General features: G+C 50.8%; 15 protein-coding genes and 1 pseudogene. 11 read left to right on the plus strand and 5 right to left on the minus strand.

Annotation, left to right across the window (positions count from 1 at the left end; genetic code table 11):
• Positions 1-93 precede the first annotated feature (93 nt).
• The 3 genes from pepA to valS all read left to right on the plus strand — a co-directional run bounded on the left by pepA (position 94) and on the right by valS (position 5,036).
• Complete coding sequence (gene pepA / locus WC5_RS17410; protein ID WP_000397162.1) at positions 94-1,605, plus strand: leucyl aminopeptidase; 1,512 nt, start codon at positions 94-96, stop codon at positions 1,603-1,605.
• 132 nt (positions 1,606-1,737) lie between these two features.
• Positions 1,738-2,181, plus strand: a complete 444-nt coding sequence (gene holC / locus WC5_RS17405; protein WP_024192185.1) for a DNA polymerase III subunit chi — start codon at positions 1,738-1,740, stop codon at positions 2,179-2,181.
• Entirely contained in the window at positions 2,181-5,036 is a 2,856-nt protein-coding gene (gene valS, locus WC5_RS17400) for a valine--tRNA ligase (protein WP_000416397.1), read from the plus strand. Before holC ends, valS begins: the two co-directional genes overlap by 1 nt.
• A 49-nt stretch (positions 5,037-5,085) precedes the next feature.
• On the opposite strand, the gene WC5_RS17395 is transcribed toward valS, so the two are convergent.
• Positions 5,086-6,273 carry a YjgN family protein gene (locus WC5_RS17395; RefSeq protein ID WP_001014715.1) on the minus strand — a complete coding sequence of 396 codons (1,188 nt, stop codon included), beginning with the start codon at positions 6,271-6,273 and terminating at the stop codon, positions 5,086-5,088.
• Between the two features lie 192 nt (positions 6,274-6,465).
• On the opposite strand from WC5_RS17395, the gene WC5_RS17390 reads away from it, so the two are divergent.
• Positions 6,466-6,969, plus strand: coding sequence for a GNAT family N-acetyltransferase (locus WC5_RS17390; protein ID WP_010353854.1), 504 nt, complete (start codon positions 6,466-6,468; stop codon positions 6,967-6,969).
• A gap of 45 nt (positions 6,970-7,014) precedes the next feature.
• On the opposite strand, the gene rraB is transcribed toward WC5_RS17390, so the two are convergent.
• A complete protein-coding gene (gene rraB / locus WC5_RS17385; protein ID WP_000002947.1) occupies positions 7,015-7,431 on the minus strand; it encodes a ribonuclease E inhibitor RraB in 417 nt (138 codons plus the stop codon).
• Positions 7,432-7,592: 161 nt separating this feature from the next.
• Between rraB and argF the strand changes: the two genes are divergently transcribed.
• Positions 7,593-8,597 carry an ornithine carbamoyltransferase gene (gene argF / locus WC5_RS17380; RefSeq protein ID WP_000012938.1) on the plus strand — a complete coding sequence of 335 codons (1,005 nt, stop codon included), beginning with the start codon at positions 7,593-7,595 and terminating at the stop codon, positions 8,595-8,597.
• A gap of 45 nt (positions 8,598-8,642) precedes the next feature.
• Here the strand turns inward: argF and tabA are convergent, their stop codons facing one another.
• Entirely contained in the window at positions 8,643-9,095 is a 453-nt protein-coding gene (gene tabA, locus WC5_RS17375) for a toxin-antitoxin biofilm protein TabA (protein WP_000583474.1), read from the minus strand.
• Positions 9,096-9,357: 262 nt separating this feature from the next.
• Here tabA and pyrL point away from each other — a divergent pair, with 262 nt between their 5' ends.
• The 5 genes from pyrL to WC5_RS17355 all read left to right on the plus strand — a co-directional run bounded on the left by pyrL (position 9,358) and on the right by WC5_RS17355 (position 11,885).
• Entirely contained in the window at positions 9,358-9,492 is a 135-nt protein-coding gene (gene pyrL / locus WC5_RS0121900; protein ID WP_001296693.1) for a pyr operon leader peptide, read from the plus strand.
• A 2-nt stretch (positions 9,493-9,494) separates the two neighbouring features.
• A complete protein-coding gene (gene pyrB, locus WC5_RS17370) occupies positions 9,495-10,430 on the plus strand; it encodes an aspartate carbamoyltransferase (protein WP_000013052.1) in 936 nt (311 codons plus the stop codon).
• Between the two features lie 12 nt (positions 10,431-10,442).
• Positions 10,443-10,904, plus strand: a complete 462-nt coding sequence (pyrI, locus tag WC5_RS17365) for an aspartate carbamoyltransferase regulatory subunit (protein ID WP_000148581.1) — start codon at positions 10,443-10,445, stop codon at positions 10,902-10,904.
• A gap of 72 nt (positions 10,905-10,976) precedes the next feature.
• The gene (locus tag WC5_RS17360) at positions 10,977-11,363 is read left to right on the plus strand and encodes an enamine/imine deaminase (protein ID WP_000047542.1); all 387 of its coding nucleotides are present in this window, start codon (positions 10,977-10,979) and stop codon (positions 11,361-11,363) included.
• Between the two features lie 66 nt (positions 11,364-11,429).
• Positions 11,430-11,885, plus strand: coding sequence for a transposase (locus tag WC5_RS17355; protein WP_001130091.1), 456 nt, complete (start codon positions 11,430-11,432; stop codon positions 11,883-11,885).
• Between the two features lie 45 nt (positions 11,886-11,930).
• Here the strand turns inward: WC5_RS17355 and mgtA are convergent, their stop codons facing one another.
• Both mgtA and mgtL read right to left on the minus strand, forming a co-directional pair.
• Positions 11,931-14,627: a magnesium-translocating P-type ATPase gene (gene mgtA / locus WC5_RS17350; RefSeq protein ID WP_000471852.1), complete on the minus strand. Its 2,697-nt coding sequence runs from the start codon at positions 14,625-14,627 to the stop codon at positions 11,931-11,933.
• A 140-nt stretch (positions 14,628-14,767) separates the two neighbouring features.
• Positions 14,768-14,821, minus strand: a complete 54-nt coding sequence (mgtL, locus tag WC5_RS25210; protein ID WP_001387276.1) for a mgtA regulatory leader peptide MgtL — start codon at positions 14,819-14,821, stop codon at positions 14,768-14,770.
• 171 nt (positions 14,822-14,992) lie between these two features.
• Here mgtL and treR point away from each other — a divergent pair.
• Positions 14,993-15,943: pseudogene (gene treR / locus WC5_RS17345) on the plus strand (trehalose operon repressor TreR); the annotation flags it as partial.
• Positions 15,944-15,974: the final 31 nt, after the last annotated feature.

Genomic DNA, 15,974 nt, shown 5'->3' on the forward strand with positions numbered 1-15,974 from the left:
ACGAAGTCATCGCAACAGCGGACATGAGTTACGAAAGCTTGCAATTCTATCTGTAGCCACCGCCGTTGTCTTTAAGATTCAGGAGCGTAGTGCATGGAGTTTAGTGTAAAAAGCGGTAGCCCGGAGAAACAGCGGAGTGCCTGCATCGTCGTGGGCGTCTTCGAACCACGTCGCCTTTCTCCGATTGCAGAACAGCTCGATAAGATCAGTGATGGGTACATCAGCGCCCTGCTGCGTCGGGGCGAACTGGAAGGAAAACCGGGGCAGACCCTGTTGCTGCACCATGTGCCAAATGTGCTCTCCGAGCGCATCCTCCTTATTGGTTGCGGCAAAGAACGTGAGCTGGATGAGCGTCAGTACAAGCAGGTTATTCAGAAAACCATTAATACACTGAATGATACTGGTTCAATGGAAGCGGTCTGTTTCCTGACCGAGCTGCACGTCAAAGGTCGCAACAACTACTGGAAAGTGCGTCAGGCGGTCGAGACGGCAAAAGAGACGCTCTACAGCTTTGACCAGCTGAAAACAAACAAGACCGAGCCGCGTCGTCCGCTGCGTAAGATGGTCTTCAACGTGCCGACCCGCCGCGAACTGACCAGCGGTGAGCGCGCGATCCAGCACGGTCTGGCGATTGCCGCCGGGATCAAAGCCGCGAAAGATCTCGGCAATATGCCACCGAATATCTGTAACGCCGCTTACCTCGCCTCTCAGGCGCGCCAGTTGGCTGACAGCTACAGCAAGAATGTCATCACCCGCGTTATCGGCGAACAGCAGATGAAAGAGCTGGGGATGCATTCCTATCTGGCAGTTGGTCAGGGTTCACAAAACGAATCGCTGATGTCGGTGATTGAGTACAAAGGCAACGCGTCGGAAGATGCACGCCCAATCGTACTGGTGGGTAAAGGTTTAACCTTCGACTCCGGCGGTATCTCGATCAAGCCTTCAGAAGGCATGGATGAGATGAAGTACGATATGTGCGGTGCGGCAGCGGTTTATGGTGTGATGCGTATGGTCGCAGAGCTGCAACTGCCGATTAACGTTATCGGCGTGCTGGCAGGCTGCGAAAACATGCCTGGCGGACGAGCCTATCGTCCGGGCGATGTGTTAACCACCATGTCCGGTCAAACCGTTGAAGTGCTGAACACCGACGCCGAAGGCCGCCTGGTACTGTGCGATGTGTTAACTTACGTTGAGCGTTTTGAGCCGGAAGCGGTGATTGACGTGGCGACGCTGACCGGTGCCTGCGTGATCGCGCTGGGTCATCACATTACCGGTCTGATGGCGAACCACAATCCGCTGGCCCATGAGCTGATTGCCGCGTCTGAACAATCCGGTGACCGCGCATGGCGCTTACCGCTGGGTGACGAGTATCAGGAACAGCTGGAGTCCAATTTTGCCGATATGGCGAACATTGGCGGTCGTCCTGGTGGGGCGATTACCGCAGGTTGCTTCCTGTCGCGCTTTACCCGTAAGTACAACTGGGCGCACCTGGATATCGCGGGAACCGCATGGCGTTCTGGAAAGGCAAAAGGCGCAACCGGTCGTCCGGTAGCGTTGCTGGCACAGTTCCTGTTAAACCGCGCCGGGTTTAACGGCGAAGAGTAAGTTTGCGTTTTACCCTCACCCTAACCCTCTCCTAAGGGAGAGGGAACCGATCGAGCGCAATAGAAATTCATTGCTCATCTTTCAGGGTGAGGAATGCAGCAATATTTAAATCCACCACAAGAAGCCCCATATATGAAAAACGCAACGTTCTACCTTCTGGACAATGACACCACCGTCGATGGCTTAAGCGCCGTTGAGCAATTGGTGTGTGAAATTGCCGCAGAACGTTGGTGCAGCGGTAAGCGCGTGCTCATCGCCTGTGAAGATGAAAAGCAGGCTTACCGGCTGGATGAAGCCCTGTGGGCGCGTCCGGCAGAAAGTTTTGTTCCGCACAATTTAGCGGGAGAAGGGCCGCGCGGCGGTGCGCCGGTGGAGATTGCCTGGCCGCAAAAACGTAGCAGCAGCCCGCGTGATATATTGATTAGTCTGCGAACAAGCTTTGCAGATTTTGCCACCGCTTTCACAGAAGTGGTAGACTTCGTTCCTTATGAAGATTCTCTGAAACAACTGGCGCGCGAACGCTATAAAGCCTACCGCGTGGCTGGTTTCAACCTGAATACGGCAACCTGGAAATAATGGAAAAGACATATAACCCACAAGATATCGAACAGCCGCTTTACGAGCACTGGGAAAAGCAGGGCTACTTTAAGCCTAATGGCGATGAAAGCCAGGAAAGTTTCTGCATCATGATCCCGCCGCCGAACGTCACCGGCAGTTTGCATATGGGTCACGCCTTCCAGCAAACCATCATGGATACCATGATCCGCTATCAGCGTATGCAGGGTAAAAACACCCTGTGGCAGGTCGGTACTGACCACGCCGGGATCGCTACCCAGATGGTCGTTGAGCGCAAGATTGCCGCAGAAGAAGGTAAAACCCGTCACGACTATGGCCGCGAAGCCTTCATCGACAAAATCTGGGAATGGAAAGCAGAATCCGGCGGCACCATTACCCGTCAGATGCGTCGTCTTGGCAACTCCGTAGACTGGGAGCGTGAACGCTTCACCATGGACGAAGGTCTGTCCAATGCGGTGAAAGAAGTTTTCGTTCGTCTGTATAAAGAAGACCTGATTTACCGTGGCAAACGCCTGGTAAACTGGGATCCGAAACTGCGTACCGCTATCTCTGACCTGGAAGTGGAAAACCGCGAATCGAAAGGTTCGATGTGGCACATCCGCTATCCGCTGGCTGACGGCGCGAAGACCGCAGATGGTAAAGATTATCTGGTGGTTGCGACCACCCGTCCGGAAACCCTGCTGGGCGATACCGGCGTGGCTGTTAACCCGGAAGATCCGCGTTATAAAGATCTGATTGGCAAATATGTCATTCTGCCGCTGGTTAACCGTCGTATTCCGATCGTTGGCGACGAACACGCCGACATGGAAAAAGGCACCGGCTGCGTGAAGATCACTCCGGCACACGACTTTAACGACTATGAAGTCGGTAAACGTCATGCCCTGCCGATGATCAACATCCTGACCTTTGACGGCGATATCCGTGAAAGCGCCCAGGTATTCGATACCAAAGGTAACGAATCCGACGTTTATTCCAGCGAAATCCCGGCAGAGTTCCAGAAACTCGAGCGTTTTGCTGCGCGTAAAGCAGTCGTTGCTGCGGTTGACGCACTCGGCCTGCTGGAAGAAATTAAACCGCACGACCTGACCGTTCCTTACGGCGACCGTGGCGGCGTGGTTATCGAACCGATGCTGACCGACCAGTGGTACGTTCGTGCCGACGTGCTGGCGAAACCGGCGGTTGAAGCAGTTGAGAACGGCGACATTCAGTTCGTACCGAAGCAGTACGAAAACATGTACTTCTCCTGGATGCGCGATATTCAGGACTGGTGTATCTCTCGTCAGCTGTGGTGGGGTCACCGAATCCCGGCATGGTACGACGAAGCGGGTAACGTTTATGTTGGCCGCAACGAAGATGAAGTGCGTCAGGAAAATAACCTCGGTGCGGACGTCGCGTTGCGTCAGGACGAAGACGTTCTCGACACCTGGTTCTCTTCCGCGCTGTGGACCTTCTCTACTCTTGGCTGGCCGGAAAATACCGACGCCCTGCGTCAGTTCCACCCGACCAGCGTGATGGTTTCTGGCTTCGACATCATCTTCTTCTGGATTGCCCGCATGATCATGATGACCATGCACTTCATCAAAGATGAAAATGGCAAACCGCAGGTGCCGTTCCACACTGTTTACATGACCGGCCTGATTCGTGACGACGAAGGCCAGAAGATGTCCAAATCCAAGGGTAACGTTATTGACCCGCTGGATATGGTCGACGGTATTTCGCTGCCTGAACTGCTGGAAAAACGTACCGGCAACATGATGCAGCCGCAGCTGGCGGACAAAATCCGTAAGCGCACCGAGAAGCAGTTCCCGAACGGCATTGAGCCGCACGGTACTGACGCCCTGCGCTTCACCCTGGCGGCGCTGGCTTCTACTGGTCGTGACATCAACTGGGATATGAAGCGTCTGGAAGGTTACCGTAACTTCTGTAACAAACTGTGGAACGCCAGCCGCTTTGTGCTGATGAACACAGAAGGTCAGGATTGCGGCTTCAACGGCGGCGAAATGACGCTGTCGCTGGCGGATCGCTGGATTCTGGCGGAGTTCAACCAGACCATCAAAGCATACCGCGAAGCACTGGATAGCTTCCGCTTCGATATCGCTGCTGGCATTCTGTATGAATTCACCTGGAACCAGTTCTGTGACTGGTATCTGGAGCTGACCAAGCCGGTAATGAACGGTGGCACCGAAGCCGAACTGCGTGGTACTCGCCATACGCTGGTGACCGTGCTGGAAGGTCTGCTGCGCCTTGCGCATCCGATCATTCCGTTCATCACCGAAACTATCTGGCAGCGCGTAAAAGTGCTTTGCGGCATCACCGCTGACACCATCATGCTGCAGCCGTTCCCGCAGTACGATGCATCTCAGGTTGATGAAGCCGCACTGGCCGATACCGAGTGGCTGAAACAAGCGATCGTTGCGGTACGTAACATCCGTGCGGAAATGAACATCGCCCCGGGCAAACCGCTGGAGCTGCTGCTGCGTGGTTGCAGTGCGGATGCAGAGCGTCGCGTGAATGAAAACCGTGGCTTCCTGCAAACGCTGGCGCGTCTGGAAAGCATCACCGTGCTGCCTGCCGATGACAAAGGTCCGGTTTCCGTTACTAAGATCGTCGACGGCGCAGAGTTGCTGATCCCGATGGCAGGCCTCATCAACAAAGAAGATGAGCTGGCGCGTCTGGCGAAAGAAGTGGCGAAGATTGAAGGTGAAATCAGCCGTATCGAGAACAAGCTGGCGAACGAAGGCTTTGTCGCCCGCGCACCGGAAGCGGTCATCGCTAAAGAGCGTGAGAAGCTGGAAGGCTATGCAGAAGCGAAAGCGAAGCTGATTGAACAGCAGGCTGTTATCGCTGCACTGTAATCAATGCAGTAAAGAAAACGAAGGCCGGATCATACTCCGGCCTTTTTATTTAGATAAACGGAACATACGGCATAATACCGCGAGAAATCCACATTAACGGACCGCTATCCTGCGGTTTGTCATCATTGGTTAACTCCAGCGAATCAAGGTCACCCTGAACGTGGGTATTGTTGGCAATCCAGCTAATCATCCACATTTTCAACCAGGGGTAAGCCAGGCCACAGGTGATTGAGGCTCCCATTAATACTGCAAACATGCGCAGAAGCATACCGAACGTGGTAATGGACGAATGAAAACGAATTGTTCCATTTGCCAGCGTTAAATTATTCAGAAACAGATTGCGTAACGTGACATAGAGATAACTGGAAAACACAAGAATCGCAACAAAATACAGGAAGTAGGAAGCCGTAATCTGCGGGTAATATTGCAATACAAGCTCACCTCCTGCATCAGACTGCCCCAACATGCTCATCATTATTAACTGCTGGAATACTGGCGCAATCATAATACCAATCACAATGATGAAAGGAGCCATAGTTAATATTGCGAGTGTACATCCTTTAATGCATTCTTTTACGTTTACCTGAATAGAAAATTTATTAATGCCAAAAGTTGCATTATTACCCAGCAATGGCATCCATTTACTATAGGTTATACCATGGACAACACCCAGCCCGATGGCAGAAAGCAAACTTAACGCGACTAAGTTAAAGAATAATCCTCCTATCGATGTCGTCACTTGCGCAATAAGATACAGTGCGAACCAAAAAGCTAACGCCAACAGAACAGGCAGACCTAACATGACCCACCATGCACGGAGCATCGAGCAGTTAAAGCCAAAGCGAATGCCATTCAGTGAGGTCATGTTCGCCTGATATTGCAGACTCTTCACTGCCATGCAAGGAATACCGCAGATCAAGAGAGCAAACAGGAGAAAACCAAGAACAAAGTGCTGGCCTGAAAAACAAGAAATACTGAGAAGATAAACGACCATAATAAGGAACATGCTAACGAAAATGGCACCACCAGTTCCCTTATAACTAAATGGTTGCCCATTGAGTGTCACATGTTGATAAATATAACGACGGCATTTCACCAATGCCCACGGCCCATATATTCCCAGAGTAATAATTGTCAGTAAAAAATTCACAAGACAAATAAGAAAATACTCACCACCTTTGCCTGTAAAAACAAATGAGTGACGAGAATTATCTTTCCCGACGTTTACACCATTCATGAATCATATCCCTAAAATAAATTCCATTCATATAGATAATAATCCCAGTAAATTGATACTGGTACGCCTAGAATACGCTTTCTCAAAGAGATATATGCTTAATATTTTCTGATTTATCTTCTTCTTGCACCGCATAAGCGAGGGTGGTATTAAAGTGAGCTATAAATCATACATTTGAAATTGAGCTATGCTATGAATGTTGTCGCTTCTCCCGCGCTCCGTTTGCGCAAACTTACTGCCGCCGATAATCCCGCCATCGCCAGCGTCATCCGCCAGGTATCCGCAGAATACGGTCTTACCGCTGATAAAGGCTACACCGTCGCCGATCCCAATCTCGACGAATTGTATCAAGTGTATAGTCAGCCTGGTCATGCGTATTGGGTAGTTGAACACAATGGCGAAGTGGTGGGCGGCGGCGGGATTGCGCCATTAGCAGGTAGTGAATCGGACATTTGCGAACTGCAAAAGATGTATTTTCTTCCTGCTATTCGCGGTAAAGGACTGGCGAAAAAACTGGCCTTAATGGCGATGGAGCAGGCGCGAGAAATGGGCTTCAAACGCTGCTATCTGGAAACGACCGCTTTTTTAAAAGAAGCGATTGGTTTGTATGAACATTTAGGTTTTCAACATATCGATTACGCACTTGGTTGCACGGGCCATGTCGATTGTGAAGTGCGGATGCTGCGTAAACTCTAAAAAAATGCCCGCTAGTGTGTACTAGCGGGCATTTTAATCAATTAATTAGTGACGAACACCGTCATCGTCTTCGTCGACATAATCTTCATCGTCGCCGTCTTCGCCGTTAGGATCTTCAAAGTAAGTGCCCCAACCGTCGTATTCAACGTCGAATTTCTCTGCCAGGTTCATCAATTGCTCAACCTGGGCGTCGATAAGATCGGCATTCAACGCGCATTCGCTGAGGATGTCACAGCAAATTACGATATCGCCATCTTCCACTTCCAGCTCTTCAGGATCGGTCACTTCGTAACCGAGTTTAAACGCTTCAACCGCTGCTTTTTCCAGGGTTTCCAGATCGTCTGCGGAAAGGTGATGTTCGATGGTGTACAGCGCGTCCGGATCGCTGCCATCTTCCAGTAATTCTTCAATAATCAAACGCGTTTCTTCACGCTGTTCTTCCAGTTGTTCCGGGTTTGCCATGGCTCATTCCTCTTAATGTCCTGCCGATACTCTTATTGTCACACACCACTGACATTGCCTCCACCTTTGTGACAAAGATTTATGTTTTAGGCTTGCAAATGAATAATCATCCATATAAATTGAATTTTAATTCATTACAGCGTTAGCCACTGGAGGGATCTATGTCCGGGTTTTATCATAAACATTTCCTGAAATTACTCGATTTCACACCAGCTGAACTCAACAGCCTGCTGCAATTAGCTGCGAAGCTGAAAGCCGATAAGAAAAGCGGTAAAGAAGAAGCCAGACTCACAGGTAAAAATATCGCGCTCATCTTCGAAAAAGACTCGACTCGTACCCGATGCTCTTTCGAAGTTGCCGCATATGACCAGGGCGCACGTGTCACTTATCTCGGCCCCAGCGGCAGCCAGATTGGCCATAAAGAGTCGATTAAAGATACCGCCCGCGTACTTGGTCGCATGTATGACGGTATTCAGTATCGCGGCTATGGTCAGGAGATTGTCGAAACGCTGGCGGAATATGCAGGTGTGCCAGTATGGAACGGCCTGACCAATGAGTTTCATCCTACACAGCTTCTGGCGGATCTGCTGACCATGCAGGAGCATTTACCAGGTAAAGCTTTCAATGAGATGACGCTGGTTTATGCCGGAGATGCACGCAACAACATGGGTAACTCAATGCTGGAAGCTGCGGCGTTGACCGGTCTGGATTTACGCCTGGTAGCGCCACAAGCGTGCTGGCCGGAAGCTTCGCTGGTTACGGAATGCCGCGCCCTGGCGCAGCAAAATGGCGGGAATATTACGCTGACAGAAGATATCGCAGCAGGCGTTAAAGGGGCCGACTTTATTTACACCGATGTGTGGGTGTCGATGGGGGAAGCGAAAGAGAAATGGGCAGAACGTATTGCATTGCTGCGTGATTATCAGGTGAATAGCAAAATGATGCAGTTGACCGGTAATCCAGACGTCAAATTCCTGCACTGCCTGCCCGCGTTTCATGACGACCAAACGACGCTAGGTAAAAAGATGGCAGAAGAGTTTGGCCTGCACGGTGGGATGGAAGTGACGGATGAGGTCTTTGAATCTGCCGCAAGTATTGTTTTTGATCAGGCGGAAAACCGCATGCATACCATCAAAGCGGTAATGGTTGCGACGCTCGCCCAATAACGCCAGTACCGGAGGCGGCGTAACGTCGCCTCCGGCATAATCCACTTACGCCATCAGCATTTTCACAACCGCTTTGCGAACCTGGGCTGGCTCGCCCACTGCGCATAGTGGCTTGTGTACTTCACCCGGATAGAACACGACAAAGTCGCCTTCATTGAGGATAACTGTTTTCTCCTCAACACCTTCTGGCAAAAAGGCGATGTCTTTATCGGCTAACCAATCGGTATCCGGCGTGCCCGCAGGTTGTGTGCTGAAGGTCATGCCTTCCTGCCCTTTTAGCACAATCTGAATATCGAGATAGCGGGCATGGTACTCCGCACGGCGTGCTTCATACGGCTCGGTCATATCTTCAGAGATAAGATAAAATAGGCGGTTGCCTTCGATGTCGTGCTTACCTTTTGGCGTTTCTGCCGTAACGTGCGCTTTAATATACTCAATCGCCTGGCGTAACTCTTCTGGCAACCATTGCTGGAGATTATGAATATTTCCGATGATCATTTTTTCATTCCCTCAATTAAAACATCGTTTCATTTCTCTTGTTATACGTAATTCCTTACTGCCATACCAGCATTTTTTGCCGCCTGATTGCGCCAGCGCATATTTTTCCACCCACATTCCCCCCCCAAATTCATTTCGTTATAAATTCAAATTTTAAGCATATAAATTCACAACAATCGTTTACCTGGGGAATTTCTTGCATTAATCGCTTGATCCCACTTTCTGGCTGAGTATAATGCCGGACAATTTGCCGGGAGGATGTATGGTTCAGTGTGTTCGACATTTTGTCTTACCGCGTCTGAAAAAAGACGCTGGCCTGCCGTTTTTCTTCCCGTTGATCACCCATTCCCAGCCCCTCAATCGAGGGGCTTTTTTTTGCCCAGGCGTCAGGAGATAAACATGGCTAATCCGCTATATCAAAAACACATCATTTCCATAAATGACCTTAGTCGCGATGACCTTAATCTGGTGCTGGCGACAGCGGCGAAACTGAAAGCAAACCCGCAACCAGAGTTGTTGAAACATAAAGTGATTGCCAGTTGCTTCTTCGAAGCATCAACCCGCACCCGCCTCTCTTTCGAAACCTCGATGCACCGCCTGGGCGCTAGTGTGGTGGGATTCTCTGACAGCGCAAACACCTCACTGGGAAAAAAAGGTGAAACGCTGGCTGATACCATCTCGGTTATCAGCACTTACGTCGATGCAATTGTGATGCGCCATCCACAGGAAGGTGCGGCGCGCCTGGCGACTGAGTTTTCCGGCAATGTGCCGGTGCTGAACGCCGGTGATGGTTCCAACCAACATCCGACGCAAACCTTGCTGGATCTGTTCACCATTCAGGAAACCCAGGGACGTCTGGACAATCTTCGCGTCGCAATGGTCGGCGACCTGAAATATGGTCGCACCGTTCACTCCCTGACTCAGGCGTTAGCGAAGTTCGACGGCAACCGTTTTTACTTCATCGCGCCGGACGCGCTGGCAATGCCGCAGTACATTCTGGACATGCTTGATGAAAAAGGTATCGCCTGGAGCCTGCATAGCTCCATTGAAGAAGTGATGGCGGAAGTGGACATTCTGTATATGACCCGCGTGCAAAAAGAACGCCTGGATCCGTCCGAATACGCTAACGTAAAAGCGCAGTTTGTCCTGCGCGCCAGCGACCTTCACAACGCCAAAGCCAATATGAAAGTGCTGCATCCGCTGCCGCGTATTGATGAAATTGCAACGGATGTCGATAAAACGCCGCACGCCTGGTACTTCCAGCAGGCAGGCAACGGGATTTTCGCTCGCCAGGCGTTACTGGCGCTGGTTCTGAATCGCGATCTGGTACTGTAAGGGGAAATTGAGATGACACACGATAATAAATTGCAGGTTGAAGCTATTAAACGCGGCACGGTAATTGACCATATCCCCGCCCAGATCGGTTTTAAGCTGTTGAGTCTGTTCAAGCTGACCGAAACGGATCAGCGTATCACCATCGGTCTGAACCTGCCTTCTGGCGAGATGGGGCGCAAAGATCTGATCAAGATCGAAAATACCTTTTTGAGTGAAGATCAGGTAGACCAACTGGCGCTGTACGCACCGCAAGCCACAGTAAATCGTATCGACAATTATGAAGTGGTTGGTAAATCGCGCCCCAGCCTGCCGGAGCGCATCGACAATGTGCTGGTCTGCCCGAACAGCAACTGTATCAGCCATGCCGAACCGGTTTCTTCCAGCTTTGCAGTGCGAAAACGCGCCAATGACATCGCGCTCAAATGCAAATACTGCGAAAAAGAGTTTTCCCATAATGTGGTGCTGGCCAATTAATTGCGGTTGGTAATAAAAGTCTGGCTCCCTATAATGAGCCAGACTTTTTACCGCTGTAATAAAGGAGAAATCATGAGCAAAACTATCGCTACGGAAAATGCACCGGCAGCTATCGGACCTTATGTTCAGGGCGTTGATCTGGGCAGTATGATCATCACCTCCGGTCAGATCCCGGTAAACCCGAAAACTGGCGAAGTACCGGCAGACGTAGCAGCACAAGCGCGTCAGTCACTGGATAACGTAAAAGCGATCGTGGAAGCGGCTGGCCTGAAAGTGGGCGACATCGTTAAAACCACCGTGTTTGTGAAAGATCTGAACGACTTCGCAACCGTAAATGCGACTTACGAAGCCTTCTTCACCGAACACAACGCTACCTTCCCGGCACGTTCTTGCGTTGAAGTTGCCCGTCTGCCGAAAGACGTGAAGATTGAGATCGAAGCGATCGCTGTTCGTCGCTAATCTCTGTCAGAAAGATAATCCAGGAATCGCGCCTGGATTATCTGATTCAACCACGGAGGGTTGAAGATGGCTAAATCCCGTTTCACGAATGAACAAATTGCTGAAATTTTACAGCGGTCAAAAGAGGGTACGTCTAATAAGGAGCTATGTGAACACTATCAATTTAGTGTTAGTACGCTCCGGCGCTGGCAAGAACAGCACGCAGAAGGCGTAAGAAGCGAATTAAAAAAAATAGAATCCAAAGCGCAAATCGTCTTTCTGCTTTTCTTTGCTGTCTCCATTATACTCACGCTTATATTTGGCAAACCAACAGGTGGATGGGTAATACCGCCTTTATTACTTTATTGTGTTTATTATATCCGCCTGTATCGCAACATCTCCTCCAGACACATTAAAAAAGAAGACATCTTTCTCTCTCGTTCGGTAAATAAAAGCTATAGCGCCCTTTATAATTTGAGCTGGACGTTTATTTGTTTTTTTATTTTTGCAGTAATTTATTTTTTTGTTCAGGTCTTTTCGTAGGAGACTGACCAGTAAGAATATTTATCGATCAGTCTCAGCACTCACTTATTGCCAGCCGTAACGACGGCTATAAAATCCTTTCACTAACTGGGTTAACGTCATATACCCTGCCAGAATCGCAATCAGCCACGGGAAATAGCTTAACGGCAGCGCCTGCAGTTGCAGATAACTGGCCAGCGGCGAAAACGGTAACGCGATCCCGACAATCATCACGATCACGGTCATGATCATTAACGGCCACGATGCACAGCTCTGAATAAACGGCACACGGCGGGTGCGGATCATATGCACAATCAGCGTTTGTGACAGTAACCCCACCACAAACCAGCCCGACTGGAACAGCGTTTGCGTTTCCGGCGTGTTGGCATGAAATACCCACCACATCAGGCAAAACGTCAGAATATCGAAGATCGAACTGATCGGTCCGAAGAAGATCATAAAGCGTCCCAGATCCGCCGGATTCCAACGCTGCGGCTTTTGAATTTGCTCATCGTCTACGTTATCAAACGGGATCGCCACCTGTGACACATCATACAGCAGGTTCTGAATAAGCAAGTGTAACGGCAACATCGGCAGGAAGGGCAAAAAAGCACTCGCCACCAGCACGCTGAACACATTACCGAAGTTAGAACTCGCCGTCATTTTGATGTATTTCAGCATATTGGCGAAAGTACGGCGCCCTTCAATAACCCCCTCTTCCAGCACCATCAGGCTTTTTTCCAGCAGAATGATATCCGCTGCTTCACGGGCAATATCTACCGCGCCGTCCACAGAAATGCCGATATCCGCAGCACGTAAGGCGGGCGCATCATTAATACCATCGCCCATAAAGCCAACCACATGCCCTTCGCGCTTCAGCAACGTTACGATGCGTTCTTTATGCATCGGCGTCAGGCGGGCAAACAGTGTGGTACGCTGCACGAGACTTGCCAGCTCGTCGTCAGATAGCGTTTCAATATCACTACCAGTAACCACCTCTCCCGCGTCCAGTCCCACTTCATGGCACACTTTCGCCGCCACTAACTCACTGTCGCCAGTGAGGATTTTTACGGTAATGCCACTCGCTTTTAATGCCTTCAGTGCCGGAGCGGTTGTCTCTTTGGGCGGATCAAGGAAAGCAATATATCCTTCGAGGATCAGGTCGGATTCATCTGCCCGCTGGTAATCCCCTTCACGCGCCGGCAGGTATTTCGTCGCCACCGCTACCACACGCAGCCCCTGACGATTCAGCGTATCAGTAACCCGCTTAATCTTACGCAGCATGGTGTCATCGAGCGGCACAATCTCGCCATTGTGACGTACCTGCGAACACACATTGAGGATTTCCTGCAATGCACCTTTGCACACCAGTTGATGGTGTTCGGTATTTTCTGCTACTACCACCGACATCCGGCGACGCTCAAAATCAAACGGAATCTCATCAATTTTCTGCCAACGGCTGGCCAGCGAGCGCGCCGACTCTTCATCCGTACCTTCGAGCACCGCTGTATCAAGCAGGTTTTTAAGCCCGGTCTGGTAATGGCTGTTCAACCACGCGCTATGCAGCACGCGTTCGCTGGTTTTACCGGAGATATCGGTATGATTCTCCAGCACAATTTTATCCTGCGTCAGGGTGCCGGTTTTATCGGTACACAGAATATCCATAGCGCCAAAGTTCTGAATGGCATCCAGATGTTTGACGATCACTTTCTGTTTCGACAGCTTTACTGCGCCACGCGCCAGCGTTGAGGTGACAATCATCGGCAACATTTCCGGCGTCAAACCTACCGCTACCGAAAGCGCGAACAGCGCCGCTTCCCACCAGTCGCCTTTGGTGTAACCATTGATTAACAGCACCACGGGCGCCATCACCAGCATAAAGCGAATCAGCAGCATACTGACGCGGCTGATCCCTTGCTGAAAGGCATTCGGCTCACTTTCCTGCTCACTGACACGCCCCGCCAGTTGACCAAACCAGGTGTTAGCGCCTGTGGCAATCACCATCGCTTGTGCCGTGCCGCTCACCACTGTGGTGCCCATAAAACACAGGGTGTCACACTCCAGCGGATTGCTGTGATCCGGCTGGCGCGTGGTCGCGTTTTTTTCAACGGGCAGAGACTCACCGGTTAACGATGCCTGAGCAACGAACAGATCCCGCGCCTGCAAGATACGTAAATCTGCCGGGATCATATCCCCCGCCGCCAGTTTAATAATATCGCCGGGCACCAACTGGTCGAGCGGGATCTCCAGCCAGCCATTTTCGCCTTTGTCATTAATTACGCGCAGCACCGTCGCGGTATTACTGACCATCGCTTTCAGGGCATCTGCCGCTTTGGTGGAACGTGCTTCCTGAATAAAGTTCAGCAACGTAGAAATAGCCACCATTAACGCGATAACGCCAGCGGCAAATAAATCTTCCGTGGCGTAAGAAATACCGCCAAGGATCGTGAGCAAAATATTAAAGGGGTTGCGATAGCAGACCCACAAATGTACCCACCACGGTGACGGCTGTTGCGCAGGTAATTTATTTTCGCCATGTTTTTCACGGGCAACTTCCACTTCCGCCTGATTCAACCCTTCCGGGTGGGTGTCGAACGTTTTCCATAATTCTTCTTCTGGCATCACCGCCATTTTCAGGCAATGCGCGCTTAAGGAAGGCGGGATTGGTGCATTCGCTGTCTGCTGCGCCCCCGGTAGCGGATCGCGACGGATCAGACGGGAAGGTAAATGGCGAATGAGCCGGGTAAAAATTTCTTTAAACATAGAGAGTCCCTCCGCGCTGTCAGGAACAGTGCAGAAATATCTTCAGGCGTGGCGAAGCCTTACCTGAAGGTAATAAAACTGAGCAGGGACGTTAAAACGTCACGGCCTTACGCATCCGGTAACGCCGTGAAAAGACAGGCTTACCGGAAAAGTTTTAATCTCCGTCGAGGGAGAGGCGTGGGATCAGGTTCCATATAACCTCCGGTAAGTGAATAAATAGCGCCGCGAATCCAATAATATTCGTAGCATTTATGCCGATATAATACCTGTCGGCAACTAAACAAACGATAAACCAGACTTTGCCCATTGCTGAATGCGAGGGTAAAGTTAGTCTCTAATAATTAAACAACAAGTTACGGGATAACAGGATGCAAAATCGGCTGACCATCAAAGACATCGCGCGCTTGAGCGGCGTGGGAAAATCCACTGTTTCCCGGGTGCTGAATAACGAAAGCGGCGTGAGCCAGCGTACGCGCGAGCGTATTGAAGCGGTGATGAATCAGCATGGATTTTCCCCTTCCCGCTCTGCGCGCGCCATGCGTGGGCAAAGCGATAAAGTGGTCGCCATCATCGTGACCCGCCTGGATTCGCTCTCAGAAAATCTCGCGGTTCAGACCATGCTGCCGGCATTCTATGAACAGGGTTACGACCCCATCATGATGGAAAGCCAGTTTTCCCCACAATTAGTTGCCGAACATCTGGGCGTTTTGAAACGTCGTAATATCGACGGCGTGGTACTGTTTGGTTTTACCGGTATAACCGAAGAGATGTTAGCCCACTGGCAGTCATCGCTGGTGCTGCTGGCACGCGACGCAAAGGGCTTTGCTTCAGTCTGTTATGACGACGAAGGGGCGATCAAAATCCTGATGCAACGACTGTATGACCAGGGGCATCGCAATATCAGTTATCTCGGCGTACCGCACAGCGACGTGACGACCGGTAAACGACGTCACGAAGCCTATCTGGCGTTCTGCAAAGCGCATAAACTGCATCCCGTCGCCGCTCTGCCTGGCCTCGCCATGAAGCAAGGTTATGAGAACGTGGCAAAAGTCATTACCCCTGAAACCACCGCGTTGCTGTGCGCAACTGACACGCTGGCACTTGGCGCAAGTAAATACCTGCAAGAGCAACGCATCGATACCTTACAGCTGGCGAGCGTTGGTAATACACCGTTGATGAAGTTCCTCCATCCGGAGATCGTCACCGTTGACCCAGGCTACGCAGAAGCCGGACGCCAGGCGGCCTGCCAGTTGATTGAGCAGATAACCGGGCGCAGCGAACCGCAACAAATCATCATCCCCGCCACCCTGTCCTGATCGTTTCCTGAACGATAAATTGTGATCTTCG

The sequence above is a fragment of the Escherichia sp. KTE114 genome (assembly GCF_000407765.1).
GTDB lineage: Bacteria > Pseudomonadota > Gammaproteobacteria > Enterobacterales > Enterobacteriaceae > Escherichia > Escherichia ruysiae.

Bases quoted from the DNA above. Each gene is read 5' to 3' on its own strand.
- rraB (WP_000002947.1), bottom strand. From the start codon at position 7,431: ATGGCAAACCCGGAACAACTGGAAGAACAGCGTGAAGAAACGCGTTTG.
- pyrI (WP_000148581.1), top strand. From the start codon at position 10,443: ATGACACACGATAATAAATTGCAGGTTGAAGCTATTAAACGCGGCACG.
- valS (WP_000416397.1), top strand. From the start codon at position 2,181: ATGGAAAAGACATATAACCCACAAGATATCGAACAGCCGCTTTACGAG.
- WC5_RS17390 (WP_010353854.1), top strand. From the start codon at position 6,466: ATGAATGTTGTCGCTTCTCCCGCGCTCCGTTTGCGCAAACTTACTGCC.
- pepA (WP_000397162.1), top strand. From the start codon at position 94: ATGGAGTTTAGTGTAAAAAGCGGTAGCCCGGAGAAACAGCGGAGTGCC.
- pyrB (WP_000013052.1), top strand. From the start codon at position 9,495: ATGGCTAATCCGCTATATCAAAAACACATCATTTCCATAAATGACCTT.
- WC5_RS17360 (WP_000047542.1), top strand. From the start codon at position 10,977: ATGAGCAAAACTATCGCTACGGAAAATGCACCGGCAGCTATCGGACCT.
- argF (WP_000012938.1), top strand. From the start codon at position 7,593: ATGTCCGGGTTTTATCATAAACATTTCCTGAAATTACTCGATTTCACA.
- tabA (WP_000583474.1), bottom strand. From the start codon at position 9,095: ATGATCATCGGAAATATTCATAATCTCCAGCAATGGTTGCCAGAAGAG.
- holC (WP_024192185.1), top strand. From the start codon at position 1,738: ATGAAAAACGCAACGTTCTACCTTCTGGACAATGACACCACCGTCGAT.
- pyrL (WP_001296693.1), top strand. From the start codon at position 9,358: ATGGTTCAGTGTGTTCGACATTTTGTCTTACCGCGTCTGAAAAAAGAC.
- WC5_RS17395 (WP_001014715.1), bottom strand. From the start codon at position 6,273: ATGAATGGTGTAAACGTCGGGAAAGATAATTCTCGTCACTCATTTGTT.
- WC5_RS17355 (WP_001130091.1), top strand. From the start codon at position 11,430: ATGGCTAAATCCCGTTTCACGAATGAACAAATTGCTGAAATTTTACAG.
- mgtA (WP_000471852.1), bottom strand. From the start codon at position 14,627: ATGTTTAAAGAAATTTTTACCCGGCTCATTCGCCATTTACCTTCCCGT.